The 18,887-nt window shown below is 63.5% G+C and carries 17 protein-coding genes; 10 read left to right on the top strand and 7 right to left on the bottom strand.

The window, feature by feature from the left end; translation table 11 throughout:
• Positions 1-170: 170 nt before the first annotated feature.
• Positions 171-659, bottom strand: a complete 489-nt coding sequence (locus AC2FM3_RS11310) for an Lrp/AsnC family transcriptional regulator (protein WP_496681777.1) — start codon at positions 657-659, stop codon at positions 171-173.
• Between the two features lie 102 nt (positions 660-761).
• On the opposite strand from AC2FM3_RS11310, the gene putA reads away from it, so the two are divergent.
• The 3 genes from putA to AC2FM3_RS11295 are packed head-to-tail and all read left to right on the top strand — an operon-like array spanning position 762 to position 5,313.
• Positions 762-4,160 (top strand): bifunctional proline dehydrogenase/L-glutamate gamma-semialdehyde dehydrogenase PutA, encoded by a 3,399-nt coding sequence (gene putA / locus AC2FM3_RS11305; protein WP_496681775.1) that lies wholly within the window; start codon positions 762-764, stop codon positions 4,158-4,160.
• Positions 4,161-4,201: 41 nt separating this feature from the next.
• The gene (locus tag AC2FM3_RS11300) at positions 4,202-4,945 is read left to right on the top strand and encodes a rhomboid family intramembrane serine protease (protein WP_496681773.1); all 744 of its coding nucleotides are present in this window, start codon (positions 4,202-4,204) and stop codon (positions 4,943-4,945) included.
• Complete coding sequence (locus tag AC2FM3_RS11295) at positions 4,942-5,313, top strand: GFA family protein (protein ID WP_496681771.1); 372 nt, start codon at positions 4,942-4,944, stop codon at positions 5,311-5,313. Before AC2FM3_RS11300 ends, AC2FM3_RS11295 begins: the two co-directional genes overlap by 4 nt.
• Before the next feature lie 9 nt (positions 5,314-5,322).
• Here the strand turns inward: AC2FM3_RS11295 and AC2FM3_RS11290 are convergent, their stop codons facing one another.
• Both AC2FM3_RS11290 and AC2FM3_RS11285 read right to left on the bottom strand, forming a co-directional pair.
• Positions 5,323-6,108 carry an inositol monophosphatase family protein gene (locus tag AC2FM3_RS11290; protein ID WP_496681769.1) on the bottom strand — a complete coding sequence of 262 codons (786 nt, stop codon included), beginning with the start codon at positions 6,106-6,108 and terminating at the stop codon, positions 5,323-5,325.
• 108 nt (positions 6,109-6,216) lie between these two features.
• The gene (locus tag AC2FM3_RS11285; RefSeq protein ID WP_496681767.1) at positions 6,217-7,122 is read right to left on the bottom strand and encodes a LysR family transcriptional regulator; all 906 of its coding nucleotides are present in this window, start codon (positions 7,120-7,122) and stop codon (positions 6,217-6,219) included.
• A 94-nt stretch (positions 7,123-7,216) separates the two neighbouring features.
• Here AC2FM3_RS11285 and metF point away from each other — a divergent pair, with 94 nt between their 5' ends.
• Together metF and AC2FM3_RS11275 are read left to right on the top strand one after the other, a co-directional pair.
• Positions 7,217-8,083 carry a methylenetetrahydrofolate reductase [NAD(P)H] gene (metF, locus tag AC2FM3_RS11280; protein WP_496681766.1) on the top strand — a complete coding sequence of 289 codons (867 nt, stop codon included), beginning with the start codon at positions 7,217-7,219 and terminating at the stop codon, positions 8,081-8,083.
• A 205-nt stretch (positions 8,084-8,288) separates the two neighbouring features.
• Complete coding sequence (locus AC2FM3_RS11275) at positions 8,289-8,930, top strand: J domain-containing protein (protein WP_496681764.1); 642 nt, start codon at positions 8,289-8,291, stop codon at positions 8,928-8,930.
• Between the two features lie 55 nt (positions 8,931-8,985).
• Here the strand turns inward: AC2FM3_RS11275 and AC2FM3_RS11270 are convergent, their stop codons facing one another.
• Positions 8,986-9,504 carry a YHS domain-containing (seleno)protein gene (locus AC2FM3_RS11270; RefSeq protein WP_496681761.1) on the bottom strand — a complete coding sequence of 173 codons (519 nt, stop codon included), beginning with the start codon at positions 9,502-9,504 and terminating at the stop codon, positions 8,986-8,988.
• 234 nt (positions 9,505-9,738) lie between these two features.
• Between AC2FM3_RS11270 and yghU the strand changes: the two genes are divergently transcribed.
• Entirely contained in the window at positions 9,739-10,617 is an 879-nt protein-coding gene (gene yghU, locus AC2FM3_RS11265) for a glutathione-dependent disulfide-bond oxidoreductase (RefSeq protein ID WP_496681758.1), read from the top strand.
• Between the two features lie 55 nt (positions 10,618-10,672).
• Here yghU and AC2FM3_RS11260 read toward each other — a convergent pair whose 3' ends face one another.
• Complete coding sequence (locus tag AC2FM3_RS11260) at positions 10,673-11,461, bottom strand: SseB family protein (protein WP_496681756.1); 789 nt, start codon at positions 11,459-11,461, stop codon at positions 10,673-10,675.
• A complete protein-coding gene (locus AC2FM3_RS11255; RefSeq protein ID WP_496681753.1) occupies positions 11,454-12,041 on the bottom strand; it encodes a uracil-DNA glycosylase family protein in 588 nt (195 codons plus the stop codon). Before AC2FM3_RS11255 ends, AC2FM3_RS11260 begins: the two co-directional genes overlap by 8 nt.
• Before the next feature lie 214 nt (positions 12,042-12,255).
• Between AC2FM3_RS11255 and AC2FM3_RS11250 the strand changes: the two genes are divergently transcribed.
• Genes AC2FM3_RS11250 through AC2FM3_RS11235 form a run of 4 tightly spaced genes read left to right on the top strand, consistent with a single transcriptional unit; the run spans position 12,256 to position 16,818 of the window.
• Positions 12,256-12,915, top strand: coding sequence for an ABC transporter ATP-binding protein (locus AC2FM3_RS11250; RefSeq protein ID WP_490362212.1), 660 nt, complete (start codon positions 12,256-12,258; stop codon positions 12,913-12,915).
• Entirely contained in the window at positions 12,893-14,467 is a 1,575-nt protein-coding gene (locus AC2FM3_RS11245; RefSeq protein WP_496681751.1) for a KpsE/RkpR family capsule polysaccharide export protein, read from the top strand. Before AC2FM3_RS11250 ends, AC2FM3_RS11245 begins: the two co-directional genes overlap by 23 nt.
• Positions 14,468-14,472: 5 nt before the next feature.
• Positions 14,473-15,306, top strand: coding sequence for a 3-deoxy-8-phosphooctulonate synthase (kdsA, locus tag AC2FM3_RS11240; RefSeq protein WP_496681748.1), 834 nt, complete (start codon positions 14,473-14,475; stop codon positions 15,304-15,306).
• 15 nt (positions 15,307-15,321) lie between these two features.
• Entirely contained in the window at positions 15,322-16,818 is a 1,497-nt protein-coding gene (locus AC2FM3_RS11235; RefSeq protein ID WP_496681746.1) for a phosphomannomutase/phosphoglucomutase, read from the top strand.
• A 39-nt stretch (positions 16,819-16,857) separates the two neighbouring features.
• On the opposite strand, the gene AC2FM3_RS11230 is transcribed toward AC2FM3_RS11235, so the two are convergent.
• Positions 16,858-18,849: an AsmA family protein gene (locus AC2FM3_RS11230; RefSeq protein ID WP_496681744.1), complete on the bottom strand. Its 1,992-nt coding sequence runs from the start codon at positions 18,847-18,849 to the stop codon at positions 16,858-16,860.
• Positions 18,850-18,887 lie beyond the last annotated feature (38 nt).

Below are 18,887 nucleotides of genomic sequence, written 5' to 3'. Positions count from 1 at the left end.
ATCTCGGTCTCGGCCTGCCGGATCTGGTCGATCAGTTCGCCCAGCCGGGCGTCGTGGTCGGGCGCGGGAGGACATGTTTCGGAGAGCGCCGGGATCCCGACGCCCGTGCTCAGCACTGCGGAAAGGACAAGGTTTCTCATATACCAATGGTGGCGCACCACCAGATTTCGTCAACCCACACCATCGATGGCATCGGCCAGCCCGGTCTCTTTCACCGCCTCCATCGCCACGAAGGTCGAGGTGCTGGCCACATGCGGCATCGAGGAGATCTTTTCGGCCAGAACCGCGCGATATTCCGTCATAGACCCGGTCCGCACCTTCAGCAGATAGTCGAAATTCGACGCGATCATGTGCGCCTGTTCGATCTCGGGCACTTTGCGCACGGCCGCGTTGAACTCGGCCAGCGCCTTTTCCCGCGTGTCGGTCAGGCGCACCTCGACAAAGGCCACATGGTCCAGGCCCAGGCGGATCGGGTCCAGCATCGCACGGTAGCCGGTGATGATCCCCTCGGACTCGAGTCGTTTCAGCCGCGCCTGTGTCGGCGATTTCGACAGCCCGATCCGACGGGCCAGATCCGCGACCGAGATCCGCCCGTCCTCGGCCACGATGGACAGAATCGCGCGGTCGAACCGGTCCAAACCCGGAAAGTCTTTTCGCATGGCATTTGATCCTAAATTCAGGACATCGGGTGCCCGATATTTCATTTTCGGTCCGTTGTCCCGCAAAATCGCAAGTATACTGCGTGAAAGACCGGAGGACACATGACTCACAGCCTGCGCCACACCATCGATTCCATGACCTACGCGGACCAGACCGCGTTGCTGAAATCCCTGACCGATCAGGCCGCCCTGACCCAAGCGGACCGCACCGCCATCTGCGAGGCGGCTGCGCAACTGGTGCGCGACATCCGCTCCAGCACCGCGCCGGGGCTGATGGAGGTATTCCTCGCCGAATACGGCCTTTCGACCGAAGAAGGCGTGGCGCTGATGTGCCTGGCCGAGGCGCTGTTGCGCGTGCCCGATGCCGACACGATCGACGCGCTGATCGAGGACAAAATCGCGCCCTCGGACTGGGGCAAGCATCTGGGTCACTCGTCATCGTCGCTGGTCAACGCCTCGACCTGGGCGCTGATGCTGACGGGCAAGGTGCTGGACGAGGGCAAGGCCACGCCGGTCAGCGCCCTGCGCGGCGCCATCAAGCGGCTGGGCGAGCCGGTCATCCGCACCGCCGTCGGGCGCGCGATGAAGGAAATGGGCCGTCAGTTCGTTCTGGGCGAAACCATCCAGTCTGCCATGAAACGTGCCGCCGGGATGGAGGCCAAGGGCTACACCTATTCCTACGACATGCTGGGCGAGGCCGCCCGCACCGAGGCGGACGCGGCGCGCTATCACCTCGCCTATTCCCGCGCCATCGCCGCGATTGCCGAGGCCTGCACCCATGACGACATCCGCGCCAACCCCGGCATCTCGGTCAAGCTGTCGGCCCTGCATCCCCGCTACGAAGTAGCCCAGGAAGAGCGCGTGATGCACGAATTGGTGCCGCGCCTGCGGGCCCTTGCCCTGCTGGCCAAGGCCGCCGGCATGGGCCTGAACGTGGACGCCGAAGAGGCCGACCGCCTGTCGCTGTCGTTGCAGGTGATCGAGGCGGTGATGTCCGAACCGGCGCTTGCCGGCTGGGACGGGTTCGGCATCGTGGTGCAGGCCTATGGCCCGCGCGCGGGGCTGGTGCTGGACACGCTCTATGACATGGCCGAGCGCCACGACCGCAAGCTGATGGTGCGCCTCGTCAAGGGTGCCTACTGGGACACCGAGATCAAGCGCGCGCAGGTCGCGGGCGTCGATGGCTTCCCGGTTTTCACCCAAAAGGCGGCGACCGACATCTCCTACATCGCCAATGCCCGCAAGCTGCTGGGCATGACCGACCGGATCTATCCGCAATTTGCCACCCACAACGCCCACACGGTCAGCGCGATCCTGCACATGGCTGACGACCAGCCCTTCGAGTTCCAGCGCCTGCACGGCATGGGCGAAACCCTCCACCGGCTGGTGATGGAGCGCCAGAACACCCGCTGCCGGATCTACGCCCCGGTCGGGGCGCATCGCGACCTGTTGGCCTACCTGGTGCGGCGCCTGCTGGAAAACGGCGCCAACAGTTCCTTCGTCAACCAGATCGTTGACGAGCACGTCCCGCCCGAAGAGGTCGCCGCCGACCCGTTCGAGGCGGTTCAAGAGCCCGCGAAACACCTGCCCACCGGCCCCGAACTGTTCCTGCCCGAGCGCCCGAATTCGCGCGGTTTTGACCTGACCCACACGCCGACGCTGGGTGCGATCGACGCCGCGCGCCACGCCTTCCGCGCCCACCACTGGTATGCCCGCCCGCTGCTGGCCGGCGAGGCATCGCCCGAGGCCGACGAGGTGGTCACCAACCCGGCCCACCCGCAGGACCGCCCCGGCACCGTCGCCCCGACCAGCGCCTCGGATGTCGAGCTTGCGCTGGCCGCAGCTGCTCCGTGGCAGCCCCCAGCGGCCGAGCGCAGCCGCATCCTCAACGCCGCAGCAGACCTCTACGAGGAGCACTATGGCGAGATCTTCGCCCTTCTGGCGCGCGAGGCCGGCAAATCGCTGCCCGACGCGGTGGCCGAACTGCGCGAGGCGGTGGACTTCCTGCGTTACTACGCCGCCAACATCCCCGAGGGCGAGCCTGCGGGCACCTTCACCTGCATCAGCCCGTGGAACTTCCCGCTGGCTATCTTCACCGGCCAGATCGCGGCGGCACTCGCCACCGGCAACGCCGTGCTGGCCAAGCCCGCGCCGCAGACCCCGCTGATCGCCCACCGGGCCGTGCAGCTGCTGCATCAGGCCGGCGTGCCGCGCGATGCCCTGCAACTGCTGCCGGGCGGGCCGTCGGTGGGCGCCGCGCTGACATCCGACCCGCGCGTCTCGGGCGTGGCCTTCACCGGCTCGACCGCGACGGCCCTGAAAATCCGCGCAGCCATGGCGCAGAACCTCAAACCCGGCACGCCGCTGATCGCGGAAACCGGCGGGCTGAACGCGATGATCGTGGACAGCACCGCCCTGCCCGAGCAGGCCGTGCAGTCGATCATCGAAAGCGCCTTTCAGTCGGCGGGCCAGCGCTGTTCCGCCCTGCGCTGCCTGTATCTGCAGGAGGACATCGCCGATGACGTGCTGACCATGCTCAAGGGCGCGATGGACGCCCTGTCGGTGGGCGATCCGTGGCTGCTCTCGACCGATTGCGGCCCGGTGATCGACGAGCAGGCCCGTCAGGGCATCGCCGACCACGTCGCCAAGGCCCGCGCCGAGGGTCGTGTGTTGAAAGAACTGGCGCTGCCGCCCGAGGGGATCTTCGTGGCGCCCACGCTGATAGAGGTCCCCGGCATCAATGCGCTGGAACGCGAGATCTTCGGCCCCGTGCTGCATGTCGCCCGCTTCAAGTCGCACGAGATCGACCTGGTGATTGCCGACATCAATGCCACCGGCTACGGCCTGACCTTCGGCCTGCACACCCGCATCGACGACCGCGTGCAGCACGTCACCGAGGCGATCCACGCGGGCAACATCTATGTCAACCGCAACCAGATCGGCGCGATCGTCGGCTCGCAGCCCTTCGGCGGCGAAGGCCTGTCCGGCACCGGCCCCAAGGCGGGTGGCCCGAACTATCTGGCCCGTTTCTGCGCCCCGGACCGACAGGTCGTGGACGCGGAATGGTCCGCCGCGGCCGACCTGCCCGCACCGATCGGGCAGCCTGCCGCGCCGACGACCCGCTCGATGCCCGGACCGACCGGTGAATCGAACCGGCTGACCGAGTTTCCCCGCGCGCCGTTCTTGTGCCTAGGCCCCGGCCCCGAGGCGGCCAAGGCGCAGGCGGAGGCCATACTCGGGCTGGGCGGCACGGCAATCCGGGCCGAGGGGGCGCTGGCCCTACACCGGCTGGAAGACCTGCAGGGAATTGCAGGCGTTCTGTGGTGGGGCGACGCGGACACCGCGCGCCAGATCGAACTGCATCTGTCGCGCAGAACCGGGCCCATCCTGCCGCTGATCCCCGGCTTGCCCGACCGGTCGCGGGTGATGGCCGAGCGCCATCTCTGCGTCGATACCACGGCCGCCGGAGGAAACGCCGCACTTCTGGGCGGTGCGGCATAAGCTGACTTGACGCTGGGCCAGGAAAAGCCCAGCGTCCCCCCATGTTCCCAATTCGAGACCACAACCCCTCGGGGCGCACGCCCTATGTCGTCTATGCGCTGATCGCGGCGAATGTTTTGATTTTCCTCAGCTATGTCGGAATCATGGACGACGCCCGGCTGATCAATCGGTTCTATTTCGACTATGCGATCATCCCCGCCCGCATCAGCGACGGCGTGGCGCTCGAGACGTTGGTGACGTCGATGTTCCTGCATGGCGGCTGGATGCATCTGATCGGCAACATGCTGTTCCTTTGGATCTTCGGCGACAACCTGGAAGACGAGATGGGCCACCTGCCCTTCCTGCTGTTCTACATGGTCGCCGGTATCGGCGCAGGGCTGATCCACATCATCACGGCACCGGGGTCGCTGGTTCCGACCATAGGCGCCTCGGGCGCCATTGCCGGGGTCATGGGAGGCTACCTTCTGATGTTCCCAAGGGCACGCGTAGATATCCTGCTGATTCTGGTCGTCTATGTGCGGGTCTTCACCATCCCGGCCTTCGTGATGCTGGGCGTCTGGCTGGGAATGCAGTTCCTTGGCAGCGTGTCCAGCAACCCTGACGCCGGCGGTGTAGCCTATTGGGCGCATACGGGCGGCTTCGTGATCGGTTTGATTTTGTGCATCCCGCTGTGGCTGAAACGCGGCGGGCCAGCTTATTGGAGCCGTACCCACGGTCACCCGCCGCATCCCGAACACCGCTACAAGCTCAGCCAGTCCCGTATACCAAGAGTGCCACGCCGATGACCCGGATGACCGCCACCTGCCATTGCGGCACCGTGAAGATTGAGGCCGAGTTCCCCGGCGGCCTGTCCACGGCCGCCCGATGCGACTGTTCCTTTTGCATCCGCCGTGGGGCCGCCGCCGTGACCGCCATCACCGACAGCCTGCGCATCCTGCAGGGCGCAGACAATCTGAGCCTCTACACATGGGGCACGCACACGGCCAAACACTATTTCTGCAAGACCTGCGGGATATATGTCTATCACCAGAGGCGATCAGACCCCGCGGAATGCGGGGTCAACCTGGGGTGCATCGAAGGTGGCAACCCGCGCACGCATGGCCCGATTCCGTGGAATGACGGGGTCAACCACCCCTCGGACCGAACCGATTGAGCGGAAGGCTCAGCCCCGGATCACCTTGGCGAACTGGTCGAAGATCGGCTCGTTGGCACAGATCACTTCACCATCCTCCAGAATGCTGCCCTCGGGGTTCAGCGGCTGCACAAGACCACCGGCCTCTTTCACGATGATGATGCCCGCGGCCATGTCCCAGGCATTCAGCCGACGTTCCCAGAACCCCTCGTAGCGACCGGCAGCCACATAGGCCATGTCCAGCGCCGCGGCGCCCCAACGGCGCACGCCCGCGCAGACCGGCATCAGCCGGGCCAGGTCCTGCAGCGTGGCCGGCAGATCGGACCGCCCGCCAAACGGCAGACCGGTCGAAAAGATCGACTCGATCATGCGATGCCGGCCCGACACGCGGATACGCATGTCGTTCATCCAGGCGCCTTCGCCCTTTTCGGCAAAGAACATCTCGTCCTTGGCGGGGTCATAGATCACGCCGGCGACGATCTTGCCCTTGTGTTCCAGCGCGATCGAAATGGCCCAGTGCGGCAGGCCGTGCAGGAAGTTAGTGGTGCCATCCAGCGGATCGACGATCCAGCGCCGGGTCGGGTCTTCGCCCTCGATCTCGCCGCCCTCTTCGGCCAGCCAGCCATAAGTGGGGCGCGCACCCAGCAGTTCCTCTTTCAGGATCTTCTCGGCGGCAATGTCGGCCTTCGAGACGAAATCGCCCGCGCCCTTCATCGACACCTGCAGGTTCTCGACTTCGCGAAAGTCCTTTACCAGCGATCGGCCCGCCTTGCGTGCGGCCTTGATCATGATGTTGAGATTTGCACTGCCAACCATTGTTCCGAGGCTCCTGTCCGGTCAAACCGCGCGTATACTGGCGCAACGCCCCCTTGCCAAGAGGAATGATGCGCATGGCAGCCCACCGTCTCGCGCGGGGCCACGGCCCTATTGCGCCTGCAACTTGCGCGCCTCCTGGCTGGCCAGCTTGACCAACTCCTGCACAAAAGGCTTTTCCATGTCCTCGGCGCGAACAGCAGCGTAGAGGCGCCGCGTGATGCCATCCTTTGTCAGCGGGCGGGTCACATAGTCCGAGTTGTACTTGACCTCGCGCACGACCCAGTCGGGCAGGACCGAAATCCCGCGGTTCGATGCGACCAACAATAGGATCACTGCCGTCAGCTCGACCTGCCGGATCGCTGCCGGCTCGACCCGCGCGGGGATCAACAGCTGGCTGAACACGTCCAGCCGGGTCCGTTCGACCGGATAGGTGATCAGGGTCTGGCCGCGGAAATCCTCGGCCTCGATATACGGTTTTTCTGCCAGCGGATGGGTCGAGGCCGCAACGAAAACGGGGTTGTAGTCGAACAGCTCGATGAACTCGACGCCCGGCAGGTCTTCGGGGTCCGAGGAGACGACCAGATCGACCTCCTCCTTCTGCAGCGCGGGCAGCGCGTCAAAGGCCAGACCCGGCCGGATATCGACATCGACATCCGGCCACGACTTGCGGAAGGCCTCGAGCACCGGGAACAGCCACTCGAAACAGGCGTGGCATTCGATCGCGATGTGCATCCGCCCCGTACGCCCGTCGCGCAGCGAGGAAAACTCCTCCTGCATGGCCTCGACCTGCGGCAGGATCTGCTCGGCCAGACGCAGCAGGCGCAGCCCCGCCGCCGACAGTTTCATCGGCTTCGACCGGCGCAGGAAAAGCTCGACCCCGGCCTGATCCTCGAGCCCCTTGATCTGATGGCTCAGCGCCGATTGCGTGATGTTCAGCTGATCGGCCGCGCGCGCCAGCCCACCGCAGTCATGGATGGCCTTGATCGTGCGCAGGTGCCGGAACTCGATATGCATTTGCAGTCTAACTCATGTTGTTCTTGAGGAATATGAGTTTGTCTCACAACCCGCATCATGGCACAAGAGCCTGGTCACAAACAGCGAGACACCGATGACCAAGCCCGAGATCTCCTTTGAATTCTTCCCGCCGCAAACGCTCGAAGCGTCGTTTAGGCTGTGGGATACGGTTCAGACCCTGGCACCGCTGGGGCCGCGATTCGTTTCGGTCACCTATGGCGCGGGCGGCACCACGCGCGAGCTGACGCGTGACGCCGTGGCCACGCTGCACAAATCGTCGGGGTTGCCGGTGGCCGCGCATCTAACCTGCGTCGATGCTTCGCGCTCTGAAACCCTGGCCATCGCCCAGGAATTCGCCGCCGCCGGCGTCACCGACATCGTTGCCCTGCGCGGCGACCCACCCAAGGGGCAGGACCGTTTCACTCCGCATCCCGACGGTTTCGCGACCTCGGTCGAACTGATCGCGGCGCTGGCCGAAACCGGCAAGTTCAAGATCCGGGTCGGCGCCTATCCCGACATCCACCCCGAGGCATCCGATGCACAGGCCGATATCGACTGGCTCAAGGCCAAGCTGGATGCTGGCGCCGATGAGGCGCTGACTCAGTTCTTCTTCGAAGCCGAGACCTTCTTCCGCTTTCGCGATGCCTGCGCAAAGGCGGGGATCGACAAGCCGATCGTGCCGGGCATTCTGCCGATCGAGAACTGGACGGGCGCCCGCAAATTCGCGAAACGCTGCGGTGCCCGGGTTCCCGGATGGGTCGAGGATGCCTTTGAGAAGGCCATCCGCGACGACCGGCACGACCTGCTGGCCACCGCGCTGTGCACCGAACTGTGCTCGGACCTGATTGAGGGCGGCGTGGACAAGCTGCATTTCTACACGCTCAACCGCCCCGAGCTGACGCGCGACGTGTGTTTCGCCCTGGGGATAACGCCCAAGGTCGACCTGCAACACGTCGCCTGACCTCTCTTGCCGCAATCCCCTGTGCTGGGGCCGCCCCGGGCGGCCCCCTTTTTTTTCGTCCGGCGGCTGCGCAAACCAGCCATGAATACAATCGCCGCGCAAACCTCGAACTGTTGTCCAGAAGCGCCCAATCAGTTGATTTATTTGACACAAACACCGGTTGTCCCGGAAAATAAGGGAACGTGTTTTAAAGAGTGATTTTGGTATGGAGCCAGTCGACAAAATTCAGGCTCGGGTTGATGCATTGCGGGCGCTTGGCCTGGATCAGACCGCGACGGCATCTGACATTCGCAACGCGTGGCGCGACATCGCCTTTCGCGCGCATCCCGACCGCACCGGCGGGGATTCCGTGCAGTTCGCCGAGGCCAAATCGGCCTTTGACCTCCTCAGAAGCGAAGGGCTGGCCACTAAGGCCGCCGGCCCGGCACGTCCACGCCGCCCCAAGCTCAGGGCGCGTCTGATCGAATTGGCCGAAGATGCGCTCGAGTCATGTCGGTCTCTTCTTGGGGCCGGCGGCGCCTTGCCGCATGACGATCACCGCGCGCCCTGCCGAAATTCAGAACAGGCCAACGCAGACCACATTCCCTCGGCCGTGGGGTGCCGGGGGCGCGATCTGACGTTCTTCGTGGCCACGCCGGTTTGCGAGGGTAAGAACCGGGTCGCCCTGCCGACCTCGATCCTGACCAGCGGCCGCAAGTTCGAGGCCGAGATCCTGTCTTTTCAGGCCACGTCATCCGGCGCGGGAGAGGTCTTGGTTCCCGACACGATCCGCGAACGCAAGTTCCCCGGGGCGAAAAGCGTGCGGATCCGGTTTGAGGCCGACCCGCACATGAACGAAGCGTTCTGAAAACGCGAAAAGGCCCGGCAAGTCCCGCCGGGCCCGCGATCATCGAAACAAAGGATCAGTTCTGGATCGGTCCGGCCGAGGTGAATTTGGGGATGACGCTGGTCGAGGCGTCCGACGGCTCGATCTCGGGCCAGTTGCCTTCGGCTAGGTTGATGTTGCCCGACACGTCCTCCTCCCAGAAACCGACCACGACATCGGTGATGTTCAAATACAGCTTGTCATCCACGATGCGCCACAGGTTGGGGTTGCCCGGCACCTTGCCCCCCTTGGACACGCCATAGGCGCAATGCCCGTCATATTGCGGGGCGTAATAGGCGGGATTTTCAAGAAACTTCGCCCGGTTCTCCTCGGACGCGAAAGCCCAGGTGGCCCCGTTGTATTCGGCCGTGATGTCGGCGCGGCCACGCACGGCTTCGGGTTGGGATTGCCCGACGGGCACCTGTTCGAGGTCGCGATAGGCGACAACGTCGTAGCCGGATGCGGCATAGCCAGTCCCGTCAACATATTGAGGCCCGGCAAGGGCCGGAACGCCCAGCATCATGGCGGCGACAAAAGTCAGTGCAAAACGGTTCATGTACGTGATCCTTGTTCTGGAGGCGGTGTCCGCGTGATCTTCGCTGCCGAGAATATTGGAATCCCCCCGATCGCACAGCCCAGCTAACGCTGCTGTGACCGGCCACGAGAAAACGTGAGCGAATTGCGGAGGATTGTTTCACGAAACGCGCAACGTCGGGGGTTGGCCTCGGGGCGTGACGATACTACCTCTGGGACGACCCGGCGCGCCCGGCTTAGGCATGAAAGGCAGAAGATGAGCAACGCATCCACCTATACCCCCCCGAAAGTCTGGACCTGGGACAGCGAAAGCGGCGGACGTTTTGCCAGCATCAACCGCCCCATCGCGGGCGCCACCCATGACAAGGATCTGCCCGTGGGCAAGCATCCGCTGCAACTGTATTCGCTGGCCACGCCGAACGGGGTCAAGGTCACCGTGATGCTGGAAGAACTGCTGGCCCTGGGCCATGACGGCGCCGAATACGATGCCTGGCTGATCAATATCGGCGAGGGTGACCAGTTCGGCTCGGGCTTTGTCGAGATCAATCCCAACTCGAAAATCCCCGCCCTGCTGGACCGGTCTGGCGACAAACCGGTGCGCGTGTTCGAAAGTGGGTCGATCCTGTTCCATCTGGCCGAGAAATTCGGTGCGTTTCTGCCGCAATCCGGCCCGGACCGCACCGAAGTGATGAACTGGCTGTTCTGGCAGATGGGCAGCGCGCCTTATCTGGGTGGCGGGTTCGGCCATTTCTATGCCTACGCGCCCGAGAAATGGGAATATCCGATCAACCGATTTGCCATGGAAACCAAGCGCCAGTTGGACGTTCTGGACCGGGAACTGGCTCACAAACCCTTCATTGCCGGTGATCACTACTCGATCGCCGACATGGCGATCTGGCCGTGGTACGGCCAACTGGTTCTGGGCCGTCTATACGACGCCGCTGAATTCCTGAATGTCGATTCCTACACGAACGTGATGCGGTGGGCAAAAGAGATCGATGCCCGCCCGGCGGTGCAACGCGGCCGGATGGTCAACCGCGCCTTCGGCGAGCCGCACACCCAACTGCGCGAACGCCACGATGCCAGTGATTTCGAGACGCGCACGCAGGACAAGCTGGAACAAGCCGCCGAATAGTCTGACGTCTTTTTCAGCCGCCTGACCGAAGATGCAGCGCCCCGGCGCTGCATTTTCATTTCAGGATCGGCGGTTTGTCCGGATCACTTCCGGGCGCGGCGCGGACAGGATCCGGGCGGGTCGGTTGCGGGATGTCAAACCGCAGCCCAACCATCGACAACGCCTCGGTCGCGGCATCGTCATCAGCAAAGAACCCAACGTCCAATGCTCCAGCTTCGATCCCGGAAAAGGTCAGCGCCTCGGAGACCGCCTTGGCCAGCGCCGGTTCCGCGCCTTGGACCGCATCGACGAAGGCCAGCAGATGCCCGGCCCCGCCGCCCTGGGCGCGCGTCGCCACCAGATAGGCGGCCGAGGCCAGCCCTACCGCCGTTGCCAGCTTGGTATCCAGCGCCGTCAACAATGCATCGGGCAAGCCGGCAGGCGGCAGGAACTCTTCCAGACGCGCCTCGACCGCCTGCGGAGCATGGCTGAGCGTCTCGGCCAGCCAGGTCAGTGCTTCGGCCGGGATCAGCATCGACGAGGGCGCCACCTCGAGGTTCAGGCCCAGCCCGATCCCCTGCCCGCCCAGCATCCCGGCCAGAACCCGGCCCGACAGCGCCGCATAGGGCGCCGGTCTGCCTGCGAACTGCACAAGACGCTCCTCGCGATCGAAGGCCAGCACGAAACGCCCGTCGGCGACTTCGAACAACTCGGGCGAGATATTTTCGCCGCGCGCCTCTTCGGTCAGCATCAGAAACAGCTCGGAATCGGCAAGCCGCTCAAAGAATCGCAGCCGGGCCGCATCGTCCTGCGGACGGGCCTCCATAGCGGCATGGGCTGCATCCAAGGCCGTGGTATCAGTCATTCAGCACCTCTTGCACCCGGGCGCGCAGAACCGGCAACAACTCGGTCTCGAACCAGGGGTTTTTCTTCAACCATGCCGTATTGCGCCACGACGGATGAGGCAAGACGAAGACCCGCGGCGCATGGTCCCGCCAGGCGCGCACCGTCTCGGTCACCGAGGATCGGGTCCCCAGGTGGAATCGATGGGCATGGCCGCCGACCAGCACGGTCAGGGGCACCGCCCCCAATTCCCGCATGACCTTCGCATGCCAGGTCTTGTGGCAGATGGGCGGCGGCGGCAGATCAGCCTGCCGCGCGTCATAGCCGGGAAAACAGAAGGCCATCGGAACGATCGAGACCCGCGAAAGGTCATAGAACTCAGCCGGGCTGAGCCCCAGCCAATCACGCAACCGGTCGCCGGACGGATCGGTAAAGGGCCGGCCGGAGTCGTGGACCCGCGCGCCCGGCGCCTGCCCCGCGACAAGGATCCGGGCGCCGGGCCGGAACCACACCACCGGTCGCGGGCTGTGTCCAGTCGCAGTAGCGGCGAACCGCTCAGCGCACAATCTGCACGACCGGATCCGGTGGGATAGGCTTTCCATAAACTCTGCTCACCTTCTCGTTTTGAGCCGGGCCTTCGCTCGCCAAGTGACATTCTGACCAAGTGCATGTCACATTCGCACGGAACAGTTTTCCGCGCGCATTGAAGATTTGTTTCACAATTCGACATAATGTAGCCAACATGGCCCGATAACAAAGGGGCTTTGGCCGGACCGTCGTGGCCGGGCCGGAACGAAAAAGTTGCACAGGCCGGAAATGCTCGAGTTTGAAAATGTCAGCAAATCCTTCTGGACCGGGACACGCCGCAAGGTGATCCTGGACCGGGCCTCGTTCCGGGTCGAGCTGGGAAAGTCGCTGGGCATCCTTGCCCCGAACGGAACCGGAAAAACGACGCTCATCAACATGATGGCGGGTCTCGAAAAGCCAGACGAAGGCGTGATTCGTCGGGACTGCCGGGTCTCTTTCCCGATGGGGTTTACCGGCGGCGTGTCCAAACGCCTGTCGGCACTGGAGAACGCGCGCTACATCGCCAAAATCTATGGAATGGATCCGGACTATGTCGAAGCCTATTGCAGCTGGCTCTGTGGTCTGGGCGAATATTTCAACCAGCCGCTGGCCACTTATTCCTCGGGGATGCGCGCACGGTTCACCTTCGCATTGATGCTGGCACTGGACTTTGACATGTATCTTATCGACGAAGGCATGCCGGCAACCACAGATGTGGAATTCAACAAGAAAGCGGGTTCGATCCTGCAGGAACGCCTGCGGACGACGACTCTGGTGATCGTATCGCACGACCCGAAGGTTCTTGAGAAATTCGCCAGACAGGCGGCCGTACTACTGGACGGCCGGCTTCACGTTTTTGAGTCTCTGGAAGAAGCGAAACAGGTGTATGACTACCAAACCCAAGGCTAAGAAATACGACCCGAACCGGGCTGCCAAGGGCGAAGGAACGGTCGAAGCCCGGGCCGAAGCCATTTCGCGCATTCGAAAGGCGACGCAGGGCGTGGCCGAAATGCCGGCAGGAACCGAGCTGGATGCGATCAAGCGCGAGGGGCTTACGGGGCGGCAATTGCGCATAGCACGGCGCATGGCGCAGAAACATGGCTTGGCCGCGACGTCGGATTACGACGCCGTGCGGCTGCTGCGCCAAAAGGGGATCGACCCGTTCCCGCGCAAGAACCTGCTGGATATCGTCGGCCAATTGGGCGATGCCCCTGCCCCGGACGGCACTTCCCGAGACCAAGTCAAGATCCACCTGCCGCAGACTATCAAGGGAAAAACCGAAAACCTGCCCAGCCCCGAACTCAGCCCGGCCGAGCGTCGTGCGTTCGAGATTGGCCAGATCCAGAAAGACATCGCCCGGCGGCGGCGGCGCAAGCTGATCGGTCTGTTCGCCCGGCTGGCCGCCTTCGTGCTGCTGCCGACGCTGTTGGTCGGCTATTATTTCTACAAGGTGGCAACGCCGATGTACGCCAGCAATTCGGAATTTCTGATCCTGCAGGCCGATGGCGGGCCCGGCAGCATCGGCGGGTTGCTGGCCGGGACGCAATTTGCAACGACCCAGGATTCGATCTCGGTGCAGTCCTTTCTGGAATCGAAAGAGGCGCTGCTGCTTCTGGACCGTGACGCCGGGTTTTCGAAGGTCTTCCAGCAAGACTGGATCGACCCCATCCAACGCCTCGAACAGGATGCGACCCTGGAAGATGCCTTCAAGCTGTACAAGCGGATGATCACCATCGGCTATGACCCGACCGAAGGCGTGATTCGGATGGAAGTTGCGGCACCGGATCCGGAAACGGCGACCCTGTTCTCGGAGAAACTGATTTCTTATGCCGAGGACCGTGTGAACGCCCTGTCTGAAAAGAAACGCGAAGACCAAATGCGCGACGCCGTCGAAAGCTTCGAGGCGGCACAGGCGGCCCGGCGCAAGGCGCAGGAAGACCTGATCGAGTTGCAGCTTGAAGGCGCCGTTCTGGACCCGGAGAACGTGATCGCCAGCCTGCGCGCCCGTATCAATGAAATCGAGATTCAGCTGCAGGACAAGGAACTGCAACTGGCTGCCCTGCTGGACAACCCGCGGCCGAACCAGGCCAAGGTCGACGGCGTGCGCGCCGATATCGAGCGGTTGCAGGCGGTGCTGGAGGAGTTGAACGCAAAGATGCTGGATGCGTCTGCTGGCGAGAACTCTCTGGCGCGACTGAGCGTGCGCATCCAAATGGCCCAGGCCGACCTGGCGGCCCGGGACATGATGCTGCAGACCGCCATGCAGCAGATGGAGAACACCCGGACCGAGGCCAACCGTCAGGTCCGATACCTGACCGTTTCGGTCAACCCGGTACCCAGCCAAGAGCCCAGCTATCCGCGCAAATTCGAAAATACGATTTTGGCATTCCTGCTGTTTGCTGGTATCTACCTTATGATTTCGCTGACCACGTCAGTCCTCCGTGAACAGGTATCTTCGTAGAGCATATGCAACATGTAAAAATCGCCGACCTGACGGTCGGCAACGATCTTCCGCTGACCGTCATCGCCGGGCCGTGTCAGCTTGAATCCGCCGACCATGCCCAGATGATCGCTGGCCGGATGAAGGAAATCTGCGACAAGGTCGGAGCGCAATACGTCTTCAAGGCCTCGTATGACAAGGCCAACCGCACGTCCCTGTCCGGCAAACGCGGCATGGGGATCGATGCGGGCCTCAAAGTTCTGGACGACATCCGCAAGACGATGGGTGTTCCGGTCCTGACCGACGTTCACACCGAAGCACAATGCGCCGTCGCGGCCGAAGCGGTGGATATCCTGCAGATCCCCGCGTTCCTGTGCCGTCAGACCGACATGTTGTTGGCTGCGGGTGAAACGGGCAAGGCGGTCAACGTCAAGAAGGGTCAGTTCCTGGCCCCATGGGAGATGACGAACATCGTCGAAAAGATCGAAAGCACCGGCAATCGGAACATCCTGCTGACCGAGCGCGGAACATCCTTTGGCTACAACACGCTGGTTGCCGACATGCGATCGCTGCCGCAAATGGCCCGGACGGGATATCCGGTCGTGATGGACGCTACGCACTCGGTGCAGCAGCCCGGTGGCCGGGGCGGATCGTCGGGTGGTCAGCGCGAATTCGCGCCGGTCATGGCCCGCGCCGCGGTATCGCTGGGCATTGGCGCAGTGTTCATCGAAACTCACCAAGACCCGGACAACGCGCCGTCAGACGGGCCGAACATGATCCCGCTGGATCAGATGGGCGACCTGATCGGGACACTGATGCAGTTCGACGCCCTTGCCAAAGCCAACCCAATTCAGATTTGAAAACCGAGATTTGACATGACCAAACCCTTGTCCGAGGTGACCCCGAACACCTGGAGCTTTCTGCGCGACGCGATGATCAAGCCCACCGGCTTTCGCGAATATGATGCCCGCTGGAAATATCCCGACGAGATCAACCTGCCCGGCATGACCGCGCTGGGCCTCGGCCTGGGGACGCAGATGCACAGGCGCGGGATCAAGCCCGAGATCGCGGTCGGAAACGACTATCGCGACTATTCGCTGGCGATCAAGAACGCACTGATCCTTGGTCTGATGCAGGCGGGCATCCGGGTCAAGGACATCGGCCCGGCGCTGTCGCCCATGGCCTATTTCGCGCAGTTCCACCTGGATGTCCCGGCCGTGGCCATGGTGACCGCCAGCCACAACCCGAACGGCTGGACCGGGGTCAAGATGGGCTTTGACCGCCCGCTGACCCATGGCCCCGATGAAATGTCCGAACTGCGCGATATCGTGCTGAACGGTGAAGGCGTGGCCCGCCCTGGCGGGTCCTATGAATTCGTCGATGGGGTGAAAGAGGCTTATATCGACGATCTGGTCGGCGATTTCAGAATGTCCCGTCCGCTGAAGGTCGTCTGTGCCACGGGCAACGGTACGGCTTCGGCCTTTGCACCGGAAATCTTTGAGCGGATCGGGGTCGAGGTCGTACCCAGCCACAATCGGCTGGATTACACCTTCCCCAACTACAACCCCAACCCCGAAGCAATGGAGATGCTGCACGACATGGCCGCGACCGTCAAAGCAACGGGCGCGGATCTGGCCTTGGGGTTTGACGGCGACGGAGACCGCTGCGGCGTGGTCGATGACGAAGGCGAAGAGATCTTTGCCGACAAGGTCGGTGTGATCATGGCGCGCGATCTGGCCAAGCTGCATCCCGGCGCCACCTTCGTGGCCGACGTGAAATCGACGGGCCTGTTCGCCAGCGATCCCGAACTGCAGGCGCTTGGCGTCAAGGCCGACTATTGGAAAACCGGCCACAGCCACATGAAACGGCGCGTTAAGGAAATCGGCGCGCTGGCCGGGTTCGAGAAGTCCGGCCACTATTTCCTGGCCGAGCCTGTCGGGCGCGGCTATGACTGCGGCATGCGGGTGGCCGTCGAAATCTGCAAGCTGATGGACCGGAACCCGGACAAAAGCATGTCGGACCTGCGCCGCGCGCTGCCCAGGACGTGGTCGACCCCGACCATGTCGCCCTATGCCGCCGATACCGAGAAATACGACATCCTTGCGCGGCTGGTCGACAAGCTGGTTGCCAAGGCCGAGGCGCGGGAAACACTGGCCGGGCGCCCCATCAAAGAGGTGGTCACGGTCAACGGCGCGCGCGTGATCCTGGACAATGGCAGCTGGGGTCTGGTGCGGGCTTCGTCGAACACTCCCAATCTGGTCGTCGTATGTGAAAGCAGTGAAAGCGAGGCGGAAATGCGGGCCATTTTCGCCGATCTCGACGCCGTGATCCGCACCGAGCCCGGCGTGGGCGACTACGACCAGACGATCTGACACCGATGGGGGCGCCGCCAGCGCCCCCACAACCATTGATCAGTTGTTTCCCAGCAGTTTCAGCAGGCCTTTCTTGGCCTCTTCTTCAAGCTTTTTCTTGACCGCGTCTTCGATTTGGTCGCTGTCCGTGATGGTCGTGTCAAGCTCTTCTCCGGCCTTCCTGAGAGCCTTCTGCTTGGCGTCCTGTTCCAGCTCTTTCAGCTTTTCGTCGGTGGCCGCCTCGATCACTTTGCTCAGATCCGGTTTGATCGACGGGTTGCTCCACGGGCCCTGGATCCGCACGGGAACCGCCAGCCCCTCGCCTGAATTGGCGCGCAAGGCCACCGGCGTGAAAACATAGTCGATATCCCGCCGACCCAGTCCAATCCGGCCAGACCCGTCCGCGCGGAAATTGTCCAACTGCATCAGCAGATCATTGTTTCTGAGGTTTCCTTTGCGGATCACGAATGAGGCCGTCAGGCTGTTGAACACCGTCGTCCCGCCCACGGCATCGCCACGTCCCATCAGACGATCAAGGTCGATCCCCGCGATGACCCCTTTGCCCACCTTCAGACTGCCCTTGCCACTGAGCGAGCGCATGATCTGATCTTCGCTCTGACCTTCGCCGAGGAATTCCAGATCCAGCCCCCCCTTGCCCGACAACCGTTCAACCCCCGCCAGCGCCGTCAAAGCCTGCTGCAGGTCGACCCCCTGCGCCGATAGCTTGCCGCCGACCGACAATCCGTTGCGGTTGTTGGCGACCACCTGCCCGGTCAGCTGCCCCGCGAACAGCGTGGCCGGGTTCATCTGCATGACCGCGCGCGACCGGTCGAGGCTGAGTGTCAGGTCGCTTGCGCCGAATTCGAGCCCGGGAACCGCAATCGACTCGGCCCTCAGGCGGATCTGCCCATTGGCCAGGCCCAGAACCGATGCGTCGATCGGCTGCTTTGACCATCCGTCGTCGCCCCGTGGCGACGATCCGGCTTTCGGGGCGTCGTTTTTTGGTTGCCTCCGGGTCTGCGTACCAGCATCCGCATCGGCGACACGCGACAGATCCAGATGGCCCGCCGTCAGATTTGCGGTGATATGCGGAGTGGCGGCGACAAGGATGTCTGCATTGCCCGTGATCCGGTTCTGATCAAGCGCGACCTGGATGTCGCGCAGCGCGATGCGTCCGTCGCGGGTATAGGTCATCTGACCGCGCACGTCGGCCGCGCGGCCCAGACCCTGAGGCACGGTCACACCCGCCTGGCCAAAAGCGGCCAGCATCTTGTGTGTATCGGTCGTTGTGATCCGGGTGCGCCCGTCCATTTCCCCTGCCAGATTGACGCGTCCGTCAAAGTTAACCTGGCCCCCGGGCGCGCTCAGGTCCAGCGCCAGCGGCGTCGCCTGACCTGAAGAAAAGGCCGGCAGATCCGATATGCTCAACGCCACCGTAACCGCCCCACCCGGCACGGGCATTTCCGCGTCCATCCGCATCGGGGCGGAAATGTCGGGCCAGCTGGCCGACAGATCCACGTTCGCGAAATCCATGCGAACCGCGCCGTCTTCGACATAGACCAGCCGGGCATTGGTCAGTTCCAGCTTGTCCAGCGTCACGGAACTGGGCTGCGATGCGGGTTTCGGCCCGCCAGACGGCAAGGCGGCCTCGGCTGGCGCGGCCTGTTGGCGGGGTGCCAGTTCCCAGTTTCCGCGTCCGTCGGACAGTTCCAGCCGCACGACCGGGTCGCGCGCCAATACACGACCGATCCGGACCTCGCCGCCCAGAAGGGCCGAGGCATCAACGCCCACCTCCAGGCTGGACGCGCTGAGCATGGGTTCGGGTCCGGCCCAGGGGGCATTCGCAAATTGCACCGGTCCGGTTTCCAGGCCCAGGACGGGCCAGAACGAAAACCGTACGTCGCCCTCAAGCGCAAGGTCGCGCCCGGTCTGGGCCTTGACCTGTTCCGCCAGGATCGCGCCAAGCTTGTCGCCGGGCATCAACAGCAAGGCCCCGATGGTCAATCCGATGGCGGCCATCAGAATGAAAAGAATGCGAAACAGCCACTTCATGATTTCTATGCGCCCCTGTTGTCCTTTGCCTAAATGAT

Source organism: Ruegeria sp. BHSB172, from assembly GCF_059613165.1.
Note: the sequence above shows the minus strand (reverse complement) of the source record. Positions and strands in the feature narration are given on the sequence as shown.

Coding starts and splice junctions, on each gene's coding strand:
- AC2FM3_RS11295 (WP_496681771.1), top strand. CDS start 4,942: ATGACCCGGATGACCGCCACCTGCCATTGCGGCACCGTGAAGATTGAG.
- kdsA (WP_496681748.1), top strand. CDS start 14,473: ATGCAACATGTAAAAATCGCCGACCTGACGGTCGGCAACGATCTTCCG.
- AC2FM3_RS11235 (WP_496681746.1), top strand. CDS start 15,322: ATGACCAAACCCTTGTCCGAGGTGACCCCGAACACCTGGAGCTTTCTG.
- AC2FM3_RS11250 (WP_490362212.1), top strand. CDS start 12,256: ATGCTCGAGTTTGAAAATGTCAGCAAATCCTTCTGGACCGGGACACGC.
- AC2FM3_RS11300 (WP_496681773.1), top strand. CDS start 4,202: ATGTTCCCAATTCGAGACCACAACCCCTCGGGGCGCACGCCCTATGTC.
- AC2FM3_RS11245 (WP_496681751.1), top strand. CDS start 12,893: ATGACTACCAAACCCAAGGCTAAGAAATACGACCCGAACCGGGCTGCC.
- AC2FM3_RS11255 (WP_496681753.1), bottom strand. CDS start 12,041: ATGGAAAGCCTATCCCACCGGATCCGGTCGTGCAGATTGTGCGCTGAG.
- AC2FM3_RS11260 (WP_496681756.1), bottom strand. CDS start 11,461: ATGACTGATACCACGGCCTTGGATGCAGCCCATGCCGCTATGGAGGCC.
- AC2FM3_RS11285 (WP_496681767.1), bottom strand. CDS start 7,122: ATGCATATCGAGTTCCGGCACCTGCGCACGATCAAGGCCATCCATGAC.
- yghU (WP_496681758.1), top strand. CDS start 9,739: ATGAGCAACGCATCCACCTATACCCCCCCGAAAGTCTGGACCTGGGAC.
- metF (WP_496681766.1), top strand. CDS start 7,217: ATGACCAAGCCCGAGATCTCCTTTGAATTCTTCCCGCCGCAAACGCTC.
- AC2FM3_RS11270 (WP_496681761.1), bottom strand. CDS start 9,504: ATGAACCGTTTTGCACTGACTTTTGTCGCCGCCATGATGCTGGGCGTT.
- AC2FM3_RS11290 (WP_496681769.1), bottom strand. CDS start 6,108: ATGGTTGGCAGTGCAAATCTCAACATCATGATCAAGGCCGCACGCAAG.
- AC2FM3_RS11275 (WP_496681764.1), top strand. CDS start 8,289: ATGGAGCCAGTCGACAAAATTCAGGCTCGGGTTGATGCATTGCGGGCG.
- putA (WP_496681775.1), top strand. CDS start 762: ATGACTCACAGCCTGCGCCACACCATCGATTCCATGACCTACGCGGAC.
- AC2FM3_RS11230 (WP_496681744.1), bottom strand. CDS start 18,849: ATGAAGTGGCTGTTTCGCATTCTTTTCATTCTGATGGCCGCCATCGGA.
- AC2FM3_RS11310 (WP_496681777.1), bottom strand. CDS start 659: ATGCGAAAAGACTTTCCGGGTTTGGACCGGTTCGACCGCGCGATTCTG.